A 12,947-nucleotide genomic window follows, 5' to 3' on the forward strand; every position below is an offset into this window, starting at 1 on the left:
TGCGCAATGCGTCCTCGTCTAGAACCCTGCCGCGCACCTCATCCTCATTAAAATGCGCAGCTTCCCATTTGTCGCCCTTCAGCAACTGAATGATTGACAGAGACCAGTTCCTCTTCCTGCCTTATCGCCGCGATCCATTCCTCCACCGCAGCTTTGCAGGCGCTCTGGAGCTGGTCGAGATCGGATGTATCGACTGGCGCGACACCGACATTCAGGGCGCGTCGGCAAGTATCGTCTCGCGATTATCAATTTCCAAAGTGGTAGCTTGATACCTGTTCCCGGCATAGTGTCCTCGCTTGCCGGTGACATTTGGAACGGTCGCAGCCTGGCATAGGAGATCAGTCTTGAACCGGCGCGTCCCGACAGGACTGAAAGCCAGGCTGCAGGCGATCATGAACGCGAGGCTGGATACGACCCGCCCAACCTTTGATGGCCAGTCCTTCGAGAGCCGCTCCGCAACTGCTAGCAGTTGGCTAAGAGCCGGGTTGGCGTTTGTCGCCGACCAGACCGCACTTGAGACGAGCACGTCGCGCTCGCCAGCGATCGGGCGGAAACAGATGCCCTCGACATCTTGGCGTAGCGTCGATGTACTGGTGAGCGTCAGCCCGAACCCCAACGCCACCAGGTTCTCACGAGAAACGTCGTGCACATCGATGCGGGGCCTGAAGCCGCTGCGGGACAGCATCCGGATAAGATAGTCCTGAATCTCGGAGCCTGGCCCGCCGTGGCTCACGATGAAACTTTCCTCCCGCAACTCGTCCCAGGCTACGACGTCCTGGCGCGCTAGCGGATGGCTGTCCGGGATCACGACATAGACGGTCTCATTCCAGAGAATTTTGGAGCTGTATCCATCCTCAAATGTCGTGCTGGCCGGTGGCGAACGAGATGTCTAGCTCGCCGGTATCGAGCGCGTGGAGCATCTCCAGCGAGATTCCCTCCCGCAGCAAGATCTGAGGGTTCGGCTGCGTTTCCCGCAAGCGGCGGAGGACACAATGGAGGAAAACCGTCGTCGGTGAGGCGAGGATGCCAACTCTCAGGACACCCCGCTATCCCTTGTGGGTCGGGGCTGCAAGTTGGGCGGCGCGCTGAGTTGATGTACGCCACTGATAGCGTTGGCCAGAAAGTCGGAGCCCGCAACTGTCAATTTCACGCCACTCCGTTCACGCAGGAACAGGGGAAATCCCAACTGGCTTTCCAGTATGAGGATCCGGCGAGTGACGGTAGATTGCGGCACGTCGAGAGACAGAGCCGCCTTGCAGAAACTTCCGTGCCCAGCCGCTGCGATAGCGTCGCTAAGATACCTGAGGTCGAGCGAAACGTCCGGCATCGCGCTCACTCTGTTACGCAAATGGGGTGGAGAGCGGCCGGTCGACGTGGTGTCCGCGCTTCGAAGGCCACTCCGGCCGTGTCACCTGTCTTCTTCGACCTCCGATGAGTCGAAGCGCAGCGATCGCGGCCGGAGTGCCCTGGGCGGGACGGTTCTCGCCACGCGCTCCAAGGCATTCGTCCGGGTCACCGGCCTTTCGCCTGAGGAGACACTGTCGAGGACCTCGGTCATCGCCGGCCCGGATCAGGCGGCGGAAATGACCGGAGCGGTGAACTCCTCGACCTTGCCGCCGGTGTAGCCGGCTCGAGCGCCTTCGAGGACGTTGTAGGGGAAGGCCGTCGGGATCGCGCTGACCTTGTCGAGCCGAGCAATCTGCTCGGCCGACAGGGTCACGTTCGCGGCGGCGAGGTTGGAGTTAAGCTGCTCGATGGTGCGCGGGCCGATGATCGGCAGCGTGCCCTTGGCAGCGACCCATGCAATCGCGGCTTCGCCCGGCGCGACGCCCAGCTCCTTGGCGACTTCGATCAGGGTGTCAAGAATCGCCGTGCGCTGCGGCGAATTCTCCTGCTGGAAGACGTTGCCGCCCATCCCTTCCTTACGGCCGGTCTCACCCTGGCGGTACTTGCCGGTGAGGAGGCCGCCACCCAGCGGCGACCAGGAGACCATGCCGAGGCCGAGCGACTGGCCGACAGCAAGCAGCTCCTGCTCACTGGAGCGGACCACCAAGCTGTGCTCGAACTGGAGGCCGGCAATCGGGGCTGCGCCGCGCAGCTCGGCGATCGTGACGGCGCGCGCGGCGCGCCACGCCGGGAAGTTCGACAGACCAGCGTAGAGGATCTTGCCCGCACGCACGAGGTCGTCGAAACCGCGCACGATCTCTTCGGCCGGCGTGACACCGTCGGACATGTGGACGAATAGGATGTCGATGTAGTTGCTCTTCAGCCGCTTCAGGCTGTCCTCGACGGACACGATCATCGCCTTGCGGCTGTTGCCGGTGACGAGGATGCCACCCTTGGCGCCGGCGGGCATCGTGTACTTGGTGGCAACGACGAAATCGTCACGGCGGCCGATCAGCGCGTCGCCGATGATTTCTTCCGACTGACCGCCCTGATAGACGCCGGCCGTATCGATGAAGTTGCCGCCTGCATCGGCATAGGCGTCGAGAATGCGGCGCGACTCGTCACGCTCCTGACCATAGCCCCAGCCCGTGCCGAACATGCCGGTGCCGAGCACTAGCTCGGAGACCCGCAGACCCGTGTGCTCACCGAAAAGTTTGTAACGCATGCTTGTTTCTCCGTTGGGAATCTTTTAATGGCGACCGCAATCAATCGTCATGGGCAGCATCTAATTGACTTTGATGGCGATCGCAACTAAAAAAATGAAAATTCTGGCTCGGAGGTTCGAGAATGCGTGTTTCCAAGGAGAAGGCGGCGGAGAACCGGGAGGCTCTCCTGCAGGCGGCGAGCCGCCTGTTCCGCCAGAAAGGCATAGACGGCGTCGGCGTGGCCGAGATCGCCAAGGAGGCCGGCCTTACCCATGGCGCGCTCTACGCTCACTTCTCATCGAAGGATGAGCTTGCGGCCGCTGCCTTCTCCTATGGCTTCGCCGGGAACATGAACGACACTCGCGAGTGGGTGGGCGATCGCAGCCTGGGCTTCACCGATTACCTAGACGGATACCTGTCGCCCTACATGCGCGACAAGGTGGAGACCGGTTGTCCGATGGCGGCCTCCGCAAGCGAGATCGGTCGTCATGACAGCGCCGTTAGCGAGAGCTTCAAACGCGCGTTCGAAGAGATGGCGACGATGCTGGAGGACTCGCTGGAGGACACGATCCCTCAGGCTCAGAAGCGCCGCCTCGCCATCGCTGCGGCGGCGGCAGAGATCGGCGGCATCGCCGTATCTCGTGCGGTCGCTAAGGCAGACGCCACGCTTGCGGAGGAGGTGCTGGAAGCGATCCGCGCAACCTTTGCAGCTGCTCACGAAGTGGAGAAGGCGCACCCCGGATAGGCCGTAAAGCCTCCGCGCCGCCTCACCACCAAAATTCCGCGAACAAAACGCCGCTTGTTGGAGCAGGCGCGACGGCTGGCGCTCGTCTCAAGCCAATCCCACTCAACTTAAAAGGACTTTCTTATGCCCGACAATGACTTAGCACTCACTACCACTGAGGATTTACCTCCCATCAGCCCGGCGAAGTCCATCGACGCGATCTGGAGCTACCACGCGCACATCTACTTGACGGCCCCGGACAGACGCGCATTGCAGCGACTTTGCGCGAGGAGATCGCCCGGCGTTTCCCCGTCGTCATGGGTCGCTGGTGGGACCAACTCATTGGGCCGCATGCAGGGCCGATGTACCAGGTCGCGTTTCCGCCGATCGAGTTCCCGCGCATCGTGCCCTGGCTCATGATCAATCGTCGCGGGCTGGCAATTCTGATCTATCCGAATACTGGCGAGCCCAAGCCCGATCACCTCAGCAATGCGATATGCGCAGCCGCGGCGTGAAGAAGCGCTCGCGCACCAGCCCGACCTGGTTCTCGACTTGCCCCTTCTCCCAGCCCGACGCCGGCGTGCAAGCGACCGGCTGCACCAGATAGTGACTGCACATCTGAAGGAAGCGGCGATGTATTGCCGGTCCTTGCCGACGAACACCGTCTCCGCCGCCGTCTTCATGTTGTCGTAGATGCCGCGCGTGCAGGTGCCATCGAAGAAGGCAAACGCCTGGTCGTGGGCGTCGAACACCATCTCCTGCGTCTCGCGCGGATAGGCCCTGACGAACATCATGCGGCTGTGGCAGAGCCGGACATGGGCGACCTTCACGGTCACGGTCACGCCGTTGATCAGGACGATCTCGTGGCTCCAGTCGAACTGATAGGCCTCCCCCGGCGCGAACAACAGCGGCACATAGGCTTCCGCCGTTGCCGATCCTTGCTCCTTCGCCCAGCCTTTCGCGTATCGACGGACCGCATCGTAACTCCCTTCATAGCCGAGCCCGCGAAACTCCTCGTAAATCCGGATCAGAGTTAGCCGCTCGCGCGCCGCCTTGCCGTGGTTGCAATCCGAAAGCCCGTCGAGCTGATCCTGCCAAGGGCCGATCTTTGGCATCGGCTGATGCTCACGCTCGTAGCGGAACTCTGTCGCGTCTGACCGAAGCACTTTCCGGAAAACGTTCCGCGATATCCTCAACTCGCGGCAGATCTCCTCGATCGACTTCCCCTGGACCAGCGACAGCCGACGAATCTTCGCAATCGTCTCCACAACCAATATCCAAAACAAATGCCTCCGATAAAACCGAAGGCAGTGTGACAACCCTGCGTTACAGGGGTCTTTTTTGGACGCCGATCACCCCTGACACGGGGTCCTTATTCCACGCCGAAACACAGACCTGCGGTCGGGGATATGATTGCCGACCTTACAACCACATCCGCTCAAGGTGCTTTCGTCAAATTGGGATGGGCGCTATCGCCACCGCCTCACATGGTCGACGAGTGCCCGAAGCTTTGGAGCGAGATTGCGCCGGCTGGGATAATAAAGAAAAAAGCCGGCAAAGAGGGGGCAATACTCCTGAAGGAGAGGGACTAACTGACCAGATTCGACATAGGGTTTGAAGGTGTCCTCCATCCCGAAGGTGATGCCGCCGCCGGCACAGGCTGTGCGGATCATAAGCCACATGTCGTTGGTGGTGATCTGCGGGTCGACAGCCACGTCGAACTCGCGGCCATGCTGGCCGAATTCCCAACGATAGGGTGCGCTGTGTGGCGCTGGACGCCAGCCGATACAGCGGTGGGCGGAGAGTTCCGAAGGATGTTCGGGCTTGCCAAAACGTTCGATGTAGGACGGCGCAGCGAAGGCGCCCTGGCGCTGCTCGCCCGACACCGGAACGGCAATCATGTCCTGATCGATGACTTCGCCCAGTCGTACCCCCGCGTCATAGCCTTCCGCGACAATGTCGAATTCCTCGTCCGTGACGGTCACGTCGATCTGAACGGCGGGAAAGGTGTCCGCGAAACGCGCCAGAAGCGGCCCGGAGATGAACTGCTCGGCGATGGATGACACCGCCAGCCTTAACAGTCCGCTCGGTGCGCTGTCGCGGTCCGCCGTCGCATCGAGCGCCAGTCCGACTTCGGAAATAGCCGGCGCCACCCGCTGATACAGTTGTTCGCCGGCTTCTGTGAGACTGACGCTGCGCGTCGTGCGCTGAACGAGCGCGACGCCCAGCCGATCTTCGAGACGGCGGATGGACTGGCTGACGGCTGGCCGTGTGACGCCCAATTTCTCCGCGGCCACGCGAAAGCTCCGCGCTTCTGCGACTGCCAGGAAAACAGAAATGCCGTTCAGATCGATTGCCATTGGTTAGAATGAATTACCACGGTGGTCATCATTGGGCAAGTTGTTCGCTCTTATCGACGCGTCTACCTTGGATCTCACAACGAGGAGACAGCCGACATGACGGTTGATCACTACAAACTTCTTGGACGGTCGGGCTTGCGAGTTTCGCCGTTGAGCCTCGGAACGATGACCTTCGGTTCCGACTGGGGATGGGGGGCGGACGGCGACGAGGCCCACCGTATCTTCGATCTCTATGTCGACCGGGGCGGCAATTTCGTCGACACGTCGGTAAATTACACCGACGGCCGCGCCGAGCGCCTGCTCGGGACCTTCATCGGCGACAAGCGCGAGCGGATCGTTCTAGCGACGAAATTTACGATGGCGCGCGAACCAGGCAACCCGAACTCCGGCGGCAACCACCGCCTGAACATGGTGCGGTCCGTCGAGCAGAGCCTGACGCAGCTCGGCACCGATCGCATCGACCTCCTTTATCTCCATGCATGGGACATGACGACCCGGCCGGACGAGGTCATGCGAGCGCTCGACGACCTCGTTCGGTCGGGAAAAGTGCTCTATCTCGGCATCTGCAACACGCCTGCATGGCGCGTTGCACAGATGCAGACGCTCGCAGACATCCGCGGCTGGTCTCCTTTCGTGGCGCTGCAGATCGAATACAGCCTCGTGGAGCGGACCGTCGAGCACGAGCTACTGCCTGCGGCTGCGGCTTTGGGCCTTGGGGTGCTTCCGTGGTCGCCGCTCGGCGGTGGCGTGCTCACGGGCAAATACTCCCTTGCCGACGTCGAGGATTCGCAAGAGGCGACCGTGTCTGCCAGCCGGAGGGGTGTCATAGCTTCGTCGGGGCATCTGAACGGACGTGCGATCGAAATTGCGGACGAGGTTCGAGCCGTCGCCGAGGAGGCCAACTCCACACCATCTCGGGTGGCGCTTGCCTGGACGCTGGCCAATCCGACCGTCGTCTCCCCCATCATCGGCGCTCGCACGCTCGCCCAGGCCGAGGACAATCTCGGAGCTCTGGATCTAGTGCTTACGCCGGAACAACTGGATCGTCTGAACCGGATCAGCGCACCGAACCCCGTCTTTCCCGCTCGCTTCACGCAACGTCCCCTCGTCCAGCAACTGATCTTCGGCGGCGCCACGACCGCACGCCGCGACTGACCGTCAAAACGACGCGAGGCCTGTCGACGGTGCACGCAGCTTCATTGCCGGTCGATGGGCCTATCAAGCCCTCAGCCACCAGGAAAGGACCGATATCATGACCACTCTCCCGATACGCCACCGAGTCGCCGGCGCGAGCCGAACAGCTCTGATCACACTGGCATTACTGTCGCTCGCCCTGCCGGGTGCAGCCATTGCCACCACTGCGGCAACGCAGGTGCAGGCTCCGGACAGTGCCGCGATAGAACGCCAGAACAGGGCGATCGTTGAAGCCGCCTTCGAAAAATGGCGCGGAGGTACCTACGTTTTCGCGGAACTTCTCGCTCCCGACGTCGTGTGGACGATCCATGGCTCCGGGCCGGTCGCCGGCACCTATCGCAACCAGAAGGACTTCATCGAACATGCATCACTTCCTTTGACCAGCCGTCTCGCGACGCCGGTCGTGCCGGAGGTGCACGATATCTTTGCCGACGGCGACACGATCATCATCCGCTTCGACGGAACAGCGACGACGACGTCGGGCGCACCTTATCGCAACCAGTTTGTCTGGATATTCGAGATGAAGGACGGCCTCGTCGTCAATGCGGAAGCCTTCCTGGACCTCGTTGCCTATCAGCAGGTTGTCGACAACAACGCCCCGCGTTCGCAATGACCGACGCACCCGGCCTCGGCAGAACTTAGTGCCTGCCGAACCGGCACTGCGCACACATGCGCTAACGCCTCCAAACCGGGAACAGCAACGCTTGACGGAGCCAGACCATGCGACAGGCATTTGCAGCACTCATCACCGCCACCCTTTCGACTCACCCCGTAGCAGCACAGGAGCCCAATTTGCAGCCGAACCATCCTTACGTTGGCATGTGGGTCACCGACGACAACCGAGTTCGTCATGAACTTCTGCCGAGTGGACGCTATGTCGAGGCCCGCGGTCAGCGCGAGCGAGCCTATGAGGGCCGCTACGAAGTCGACGGGACGCATATCGAGTACTGGGACGACACGGGCTTCACTGCTGACGGCGATTTCGTCGATGCGAACACCTTGCACCATGGCGGCATGATCTTGCGACGCAAGCCTGCGACGCCTTGACAGGCCGGGCAAGCATCCGCGATGCGGAAACGGCTAAAAGCGATGGGTGCCGCAATTCTTCCTGAATCCATCTGATAGGGTCGGTCGCGCCATTCACCGTCGCCCGTCATCGCGTCCTGTCCACTTGTCTCAATATGTCGATGAATGCGCGAAGCGGGGACGGGATGTGCTGGCTGCGCGGGTAATAGAGGGCCAGACCAGGCGTGGGCGGGCACCAGTCATCGAGCACGGTCACGAGTTGGCCGGATCCCAGAAACGGTCGTGCGAAGTGTTCGGGCACATAGGCGATGCCGCGCCCGTCCGCCGCCGCCTGCACGAGAAGATCATTGTCATCGAGGGTGAGGTTGCCCGGGACGTCGACCGCGATCTCGGCCCCGTGTTTGGAAAACTCCCAGCGGTAGCGCTTGCCGCTGGGCAGACGCTGGCGGATGCAGCAATGGGCATGCAGGTCATCAGGCGTGTTCGGCGTTGCTCTACCGTCCATATAGGAGGGAGCCGCCACGGCGATAAATCGGACGTCGCCTCCGAACGTCACCGCGACCATGTCTCGCGGGACGGCCTCCAGCAGGCGCACACCGGCATCAAAACCCTGTTCCACGATATCGACGAGCCGACCTTCCGAAACCAGATCAAGCTCTACGTCGGGATAGAGATCCAGGAACCGCGGCACGATTTCTCTTAGGAGGATGCAGGCACCGCTCTTGTTCGCATTGATCCGCAGTGTGCCGCTGGGAGTGCCGCGTTCTTCCGAGAGGGTATCGAGCGCCTGGTCGAGATCCTGAAGAACCGGATCGAGCCGCGCGAGCAGGCGTGCGCCAGCCTGCGTCAGCGACACGCTGCGTGTCGTCCGGTTGAAAAGCCGGACGCCCAGTTTTGCCTCCAGACCGATGATCGCGTGGCTGAGGGCGGAGCGCGAAACACCCATGACGTCAGCCGCTCTGCGGAAGCTCCGGTGGCTGGCTACCGCCGCGAAGGCGGCCAGATCGTTCAGACTGGGACGCACCATTCGTGAATTATCCTCACCATCTTATCTCACATTGACAATCTTATATCACCAATTCCGCTAAGCTACATTCGGAGATGAATAGATAAGGATTACATGCCAAAGACATGGTTCATCACCGGCGCTTCTTCGGGGCTCGGTCTCGAGATGACGCAGCAGTTGCTCGCGCAGGGACACAAGGTGGTCGCAACGATCCGCCGCCCGGGGACGCTGACGCAACTCGAGCAGGCATACCGCGAACGCTTGGATGTCGTCCCGCTCGATCTGGTCGAGGCGGAGAGCATAACATCGGCCGTTAAAGGAGCCTTCCAGCGGCATGGCCGGATAGACGTGATCGTCAGCAATGCGGGCTATGGCCTGTTCGGCGCGGCGGAAGAGCTGACGAACGAAGATATCGACCGGCAGATTGCCACCAACCTTGCCGGATCCATCCATCTGATCCGTGCCGCATTGCCCCTTCTTCGACGGCAAGGCGGCGGACGTATCGTCCAGGTTTCTTCCGAAGGTGGGCAGATCGCTTATCCGGGCTTCAGCCTCTATCACGCGTCCAAGTGGGGTATCGAAGGCTTCGTCGAATCCGTCGCACAGGAAGTGGCTCCCTTCGACATCGACTTCATCATCGCCGAGCCGGGACCGACCGGCACGAATTTCGGAGCCAATCTCGTCCGCGCAGAACCCATGGATGCCTACGAGGAAACCCCTGCCGGCGTCGTTCGCCGTGCGATCAGCGATGGTAGCTTCGAGATCAAGGGCGACGCGGCGCGAACCGTGGCCGCAATCATTTCGGCCGCCGAGAGCGAGACGCCGCCATTGCGGTTGGCGCTGGGTAGCACGGCCTATTCCTCAATCTCACGCGCGCTTTCCGTGCGCCTGACTGGCCTTGAGGCGCAGCAGGAGGTGGCGAATTCCGCCGACCGACAGGATCTGTGAGCAGCGGAAACGGCCCAGAAACACAGACATCATGGACCGGGAAGGAAACAAAATGTCCATTCGACCAGTAATATTGGCTCTCGCCGTCAGCATTTCGTCTTCGCCCGCCTTCGCGCAGACCGTCGCAGCAAACCAGGTTATAGGCACCTGGAAGTTGGTGTCGGCGACGATTGATCCGGGCGGGCAAAACATTCCGGCCTATGGCAAGAACCCCAATGGTCTCCTCGTCTTCACTCCGGACATGCACTTTTCGGCAGTCATCACCGATGCCGATACCCCGCGCTTTGCCTCCGGTGCTCGTGGTGAGGGAACGGACGACGAAAACCGCATGGCCGTATCACGCAACATCGGTTTCTTCGGCACCTACACCGTTGGTGACGACGGCGAATTCAGCGGCAACCGCGTCGAAGGGGCGACCTTTCCGAACTGGGTTGGCAGCGTCCGGACCCGTGATGACCTGACGCTGGTCGTCGCCGGCGACCGCATGACGGAACATTTTCGGCGACCGGAAGGGACCGAAATCAGGATCGAATGGCAGCGCGTCAAATGAGGCCATGAAAGGCGGAAGGTCTGGGCAAGGTCTCGGGCCTTGGTCCGCGGAACTTCCGCCCTTCGACCACGATCACAACGAAACCGAGCTATCTGGAGGACCAAGCCATGCTCTTCAATCGCCGTTCCACACACCCGGTCACATGGCGTTCCTGCTGGAATCGGCAGGCCGCTACCTGCTGTTGACGGGCGATACGGCGAACCATTTCGTCGCGTCTCTTCAGAAGCCGGATTGGGGGGTTTCGTTCGACATGGACAAAGGCGCTGCTGCCAGCAGTCGCAAAAGGATCTTTGCCATGCTGGCTGTAGAGAAAATGCCCTTTATCGGCTATCACATGCCCCACCCATCAGTCGGCTTTGTCGAGCCGCTCGAAGCAGGGTTCCGCTTCGTGCCGGCGAGCTATCAATTTCTGATCTGACGGCGGCCGACCAGTGGGCGCTGCGGCGATGCGATCAGTCCCTCGCCTGCCAGTCATAATTCCTCATGTAATCGAGAAACGCTCGCATGGCGGCGCTCGGCAGGCGGCGGCTGGGGTAATACAGAAACCAGTGCGGCAAAGTTGGACTCCAATCGGAGAGAAGCTCCACCAGCCGACCACTCAGGATATGGGGTTTGGCATAGTCGTCGAAAACATGGGCTATTCCTCTGCCGGCCAGGGCCGCCTGCAGCTCGTTGTGCGCCGAACTGACCGTCAGGCGGCCCGTGGGAGTGACCTCTATCTCTTCGTTCCCGTCGGCAAACCGCCAGGTGACCAGAGTGCCGCCAGGAAATCTGCGCTTGATGCAGTCATGACTGACGAGATCGTGCGGTACCTGCGGCTGACCGTGCCTTTTGACGTAGTCCGGTGAAGCGATGATCGTATAGCGAAGCGCGGGTCCAAGCGGGAGTGCGATCATGTCCTGCGCCAGTTGCTTGCCGAATCTGACGCCGGCATCGAAGCCCTGTTCCACGATGTCGATCACCGCCGCATCGCTGATGATTTCAACCTTCACCTCGCGATAGGCATCCATGAAGTCGAATGCCAACGGGCAGAGAAAATGATCGACCGCCGGCGCCGGGGCGTTGATCCGGAGCGTTCCGGATGGAGTGTCCCTCAACTCGTCGACTTCCGCGATCGCCAGCCTGATGTCACTCAATGCGGGCGCCAACCGTTCAAGGAGGCGTTTGCCGGCTTCCGTGGGAGACACGCTTCTCGTCGTGCGATTGAGGAGCCGGATGCCGAGGGTCTCTTCGAGCGCGTTCATCGTTTGGCTCAGGGCCGATGAAGACACGCCGCGCTCGAGCGCCGCCGCGCGGAAGCCACCGCAGCGGACGATAGAGACGAACACATCAAAGCTGTCCAGCCGAACAGGGCTCATTGGGAAGTAATTCTAACCAAGCTGATCATCGTTGCGCATCTTATCGGATCAATTGTCCCATGTCATGGTAGGCGCAAAGTTAACTATCGCGCCCTGTCCGCTTCCTTTCGCCGGTCATTTCCGGCCCCGTACAATTGAAAGAAGCGGGAGCGTGCCCCACGAAGAAGGGAAAACCGATGAATGCCTTCACTCTCGATAGACGCGCTATCATGCTGTCCGCTGTCGCAGGCGCATCAAGTATGCTCATCCCAAGCCTGAGCGGCTCCGGCAACGCCAATGCCCAAACCGCGTCCTTGTTGAGTGGCAACGCCGGTCGCTACCGCATTCGAGTCGGCGAGATCAGCGCGACCGTCTTGAGCGACGGCCTTATCGGCGGCCCTCCTCGTGTCTATGCCAGCGACGCGCCGGAAGCAGAGCTTGAAGAGGTGCTGCGGCGAGCATTCCTTCCGACCGACCACATGACGCTCAACCTGAATACGCTTCTGATCGAAACCGGCGGACGGCGGATTCTAATCGAGGCTGGCGCCGGCAAGACGATGGGTCCGAACGGCGGCCGCATCTTTGAAAACCTGGCAGCGATCGGCCTCGGCCCCGCTGACATTGACGCGATCGTCATTTCGCACACCCATCCCGACCATGTCGGCAATCTCCGCACAGAGGACGGCAGCAAGGCCTTCCCCCGCGCGACGGTCTTCGTCCCGAAGGCGGACTGGGACTTCTTCGTCCGCACCGATCCGGATCTCTCCTACATGCCCGTGCCGGAGGAATTTCGTGTGCGCTTCGCCGCCGCGATCAAGAACAGCCTCGAGCCGGTCATGAACGATGTCGAGTTCTATGAAGCCGGCGCCGAGATTGTGCCGGGCCTCACGACCCTCGTCGCATCCGGTCACACGCCGGGCATGGCGACCTTCCTCGTCCACTCTGGAAGCGACCAACTGCTGCTGACGGCGGACCTTGCCTATCACCCGGTCGTCAACGTCGACAATCCCTGGCTTCCAGGCCCTGACCGCGACAAGGAGACTGCGCTCGCGTCGCGCCGGCGCATCTTCGACAGGGCGGCAACCGACCGCATCCCGGTGCTCGGCTTCCACTTCCCGTTCCCCGGCCTCGGCCGGATGCTGAAGACCGATGGCGGCTACATCTGGGTCCCCGCCAACTGGCAGTTTTGAATTCAAGAATAATCGAGCAGG

General features: G+C 61.4%; 14 protein-coding genes and 3 pseudogenes. 9 read left to right on the forward strand and 8 right to left on the reverse strand.

Annotated features, from left to right (window positions below; genetic code table 11):
- Window positions 1-211: 211 nt before the first annotated feature.
- The 4 genes and pseudogenes from OHD62_RS11870 to OHD62_RS11880 form a co-directional block, all read right to left on the reverse strand.
- A pseudogene (locus tag OHD62_RS11870) lies at window positions 212-841 on the reverse strand (LysR family substrate-binding domain-containing protein); the annotation flags it as partial.
- 13 nt (window positions 842-854) lie between these two features.
- Window positions 855-1,037, reverse strand: a complete 183-nt coding sequence (locus OHD62_RS35715) for a LysR substrate-binding domain-containing protein (RefSeq protein ID WP_412177383.1) — start codon at window positions 1,035-1,037, stop codon at window positions 855-857.
- On the reverse strand, window positions 1,034-1,327 hold the full coding sequence (locus tag OHD62_RS11875) for a helix-turn-helix domain-containing protein (protein ID WP_263782884.1): 294 nt from the start codon (window positions 1,325-1,327) through the stop codon (window positions 1,034-1,036). Before OHD62_RS11875 ends, OHD62_RS35715 begins: the two co-directional genes overlap by 4 nt.
- A 243-nt stretch (window positions 1,328-1,570) precedes the next feature.
- Entirely contained in the window at window positions 1,571-2,611 is a 1,041-nt protein-coding gene (locus OHD62_RS11880; protein WP_263782885.1) for an aldo/keto reductase, read from the reverse strand.
- 122 nt (window positions 2,612-2,733) lie between these two features.
- Here OHD62_RS11880 and OHD62_RS11885 point away from each other — a divergent pair, with 122 nt between their 5' ends.
- The gene (locus OHD62_RS11885) at window positions 2,734-3,336 is read left to right on the forward strand and encodes a TetR/AcrR family transcriptional regulator (RefSeq protein ID WP_263782886.1); all 603 of its coding nucleotides are present in this window, start codon (window positions 2,734-2,736) and stop codon (window positions 3,334-3,336) included.
- Window positions 3,337-3,596: 260 nt separating this feature from the next.
- On the forward strand, window positions 3,597-3,830 hold the full coding sequence (locus tag OHD62_RS35720) for a DOPA 4,5-dioxygenase family protein (RefSeq protein WP_412177384.1): 234 nt from the start codon (window positions 3,597-3,599) through the stop codon (window positions 3,828-3,830).
- A 96-nt stretch (window positions 3,831-3,926) separates the two neighbouring features.
- On the opposite strand, the pseudogene istA reads toward OHD62_RS35720, so the two are convergent.
- Both istA and OHD62_RS11895 read right to left on the reverse strand, forming a co-directional pair.
- Window positions 3,927-4,583: pseudogene (gene istA, locus OHD62_RS35725) on the reverse strand (IS21 family transposase); the annotation flags it as partial.
- 201 nt (window positions 4,584-4,784) lie between these two features.
- Window positions 4,785-5,675, reverse strand: coding sequence for a LysR family transcriptional regulator (locus OHD62_RS11895; RefSeq protein WP_263782888.1), 891 nt, complete (start codon window positions 5,673-5,675; stop codon window positions 4,785-4,787).
- 96 nt (window positions 5,676-5,771) lie between these two features.
- Between OHD62_RS11895 and OHD62_RS11900 the strand changes: the two genes are divergently transcribed.
- The 3 genes from OHD62_RS11900 to OHD62_RS11910 all read left to right on the forward strand — a co-directional run bounded on the left by OHD62_RS11900 (window position 5,772) and on the right by OHD62_RS11910 (window position 7,916).
- The gene (locus tag OHD62_RS11900) at window positions 5,772-6,830 is read left to right on the forward strand and encodes an aldo/keto reductase (protein WP_263782889.1); all 1,059 of its coding nucleotides are present in this window, start codon (window positions 5,772-5,774) and stop codon (window positions 6,828-6,830) included.
- A gap of 97 nt (window positions 6,831-6,927) precedes the next feature.
- Window positions 6,928-7,482 (forward strand): nuclear transport factor 2 family protein, encoded by a 555-nt coding sequence (locus tag OHD62_RS11905; protein WP_263782890.1) that lies wholly within the window; start codon window positions 6,928-6,930, stop codon window positions 7,480-7,482.
- A gap of 107 nt (window positions 7,483-7,589) precedes the next feature.
- Window positions 7,590-7,916, forward strand: coding sequence for an Atu4866 domain-containing protein (locus tag OHD62_RS11910; protein ID WP_263782891.1), 327 nt, complete (start codon window positions 7,590-7,592; stop codon window positions 7,914-7,916).
- 106 nt (window positions 7,917-8,022) lie between these two features.
- Here the strand turns inward: OHD62_RS11910 and OHD62_RS11915 are convergent, their stop codons facing one another.
- Window positions 8,023-8,922: a LysR family transcriptional regulator gene (locus tag OHD62_RS11915; RefSeq protein ID WP_263782892.1), complete on the reverse strand. Its 900-nt coding sequence runs from the start codon at window positions 8,920-8,922 to the stop codon at window positions 8,023-8,025.
- A 93-nt stretch (window positions 8,923-9,015) separates the two neighbouring features.
- Between OHD62_RS11915 and OHD62_RS11920 the strand changes: the two genes are divergently transcribed.
- From OHD62_RS11920 to OHD62_RS11930, 3 genes and pseudogenes are all read left to right on the forward strand, one after another.
- Window positions 9,016-9,849, forward strand: a complete 834-nt coding sequence (locus tag OHD62_RS11920) for an SDR family oxidoreductase (RefSeq protein ID WP_263782893.1) — start codon at window positions 9,016-9,018, stop codon at window positions 9,847-9,849.
- A 31-nt stretch (window positions 9,850-9,880) separates the two neighbouring features.
- Window positions 9,881-10,399, forward strand: coding sequence for a lipocalin-like domain-containing protein (locus OHD62_RS11925; protein ID WP_318528595.1), 519 nt, complete (start codon window positions 9,881-9,883; stop codon window positions 10,397-10,399).
- A gap of 127 nt (window positions 10,400-10,526) precedes the next feature.
- Window positions 10,527-10,817: pseudogene (locus tag OHD62_RS11930) on the forward strand (MBL fold metallo-hydrolase); the annotation flags it as partial.
- A 34-nt stretch (window positions 10,818-10,851) separates the two neighbouring features.
- Here the strand turns inward: OHD62_RS11930 and OHD62_RS11935 are convergent.
- Window positions 10,852-11,757 (reverse strand): LysR family transcriptional regulator, encoded by a 906-nt coding sequence (locus tag OHD62_RS11935; RefSeq protein WP_263782894.1) that lies wholly within the window; start codon window positions 11,755-11,757, stop codon window positions 10,852-10,854.
- 176 nt (window positions 11,758-11,933) lie between these two features.
- Here OHD62_RS11935 and OHD62_RS11940 point away from each other — a divergent pair, with 176 nt between their 5' ends.
- Complete coding sequence (locus tag OHD62_RS11940; RefSeq protein WP_263782895.1) at window positions 11,934-12,926, forward strand: MBL fold metallo-hydrolase; 993 nt, start codon at window positions 11,934-11,936, stop codon at window positions 12,924-12,926.
- Window positions 12,927-12,947 lie beyond the last annotated feature (21 nt).

Origin of the sequence: Mesorhizobium sp. YC-39, from assembly GCF_025753795.1 — a bacterium.
GTDB lineage: Bacteria > Pseudomonadota > Alphaproteobacteria > Rhizobiales > Rhizobiaceae > Mesorhizobium.

Excerpts from the sequence above, each read along its gene's own strand:
- OHD62_RS11905 (WP_263782890.1), top strand. The coding sequence starts at position 6,928 with ATGACCACTCTCCCGATACGCCACCGAGTCGCCGGCGCGAGCCGAACA.
- OHD62_RS11910 (WP_263782891.1), top strand. The coding sequence starts at position 7,590 with ATGCGACAGGCATTTGCAGCACTCATCACCGCCACCCTTTCGACTCAC.
- OHD62_RS11885 (WP_263782886.1), top strand. The coding sequence starts at position 2,734 with ATGCGTGTTTCCAAGGAGAAGGCGGCGGAGAACCGGGAGGCTCTCCTG.
- OHD62_RS11880 (WP_263782885.1), bottom strand. The coding sequence starts at position 2,611 with ATGCGTTACAAACTTTTCGGTGAGCACACGGGTCTGCGGGTCTCCGAG.
- OHD62_RS11875 (WP_263782884.1), bottom strand. The coding sequence starts at position 1,327 with ATGCCGGACGTTTCGCTCGACCTCAGGTATCTTAGCGACGCTATCGCA.
- OHD62_RS11920 (WP_263782893.1), top strand. The coding sequence starts at position 9,016 with ATGCCAAAGACATGGTTCATCACCGGCGCTTCTTCGGGGCTCGGTCTC.
- OHD62_RS11900 (WP_263782889.1), top strand. The coding sequence starts at position 5,772 with ATGACGGTTGATCACTACAAACTTCTTGGACGGTCGGGCTTGCGAGTT.
- OHD62_RS11895 (WP_263782888.1), bottom strand. The coding sequence starts at position 5,675 with ATGGCAATCGATCTGAACGGCATTTCTGTTTTCCTGGCAGTCGCAGAA.
- OHD62_RS11940 (WP_263782895.1), top strand. The coding sequence starts at position 11,934 with ATGAATGCCTTCACTCTCGATAGACGCGCTATCATGCTGTCCGCTGTC.
- OHD62_RS11935 (WP_263782894.1), bottom strand. The coding sequence starts at position 11,757 with ATGAGCCCTGTTCGGCTGGACAGCTTTGATGTGTTCGTCTCTATCGTC.
- OHD62_RS11925 (WP_318528595.1), top strand. The coding sequence starts at position 9,881 with ATGGACCGGGAAGGAAACAAAATGTCCATTCGACCAGTAATATTGGCT.
- OHD62_RS11915 (WP_263782892.1), bottom strand. The coding sequence starts at position 8,922 with ATGGTGCGTCCCAGTCTGAACGATCTGGCCGCCTTCGCGGCGGTAGCC.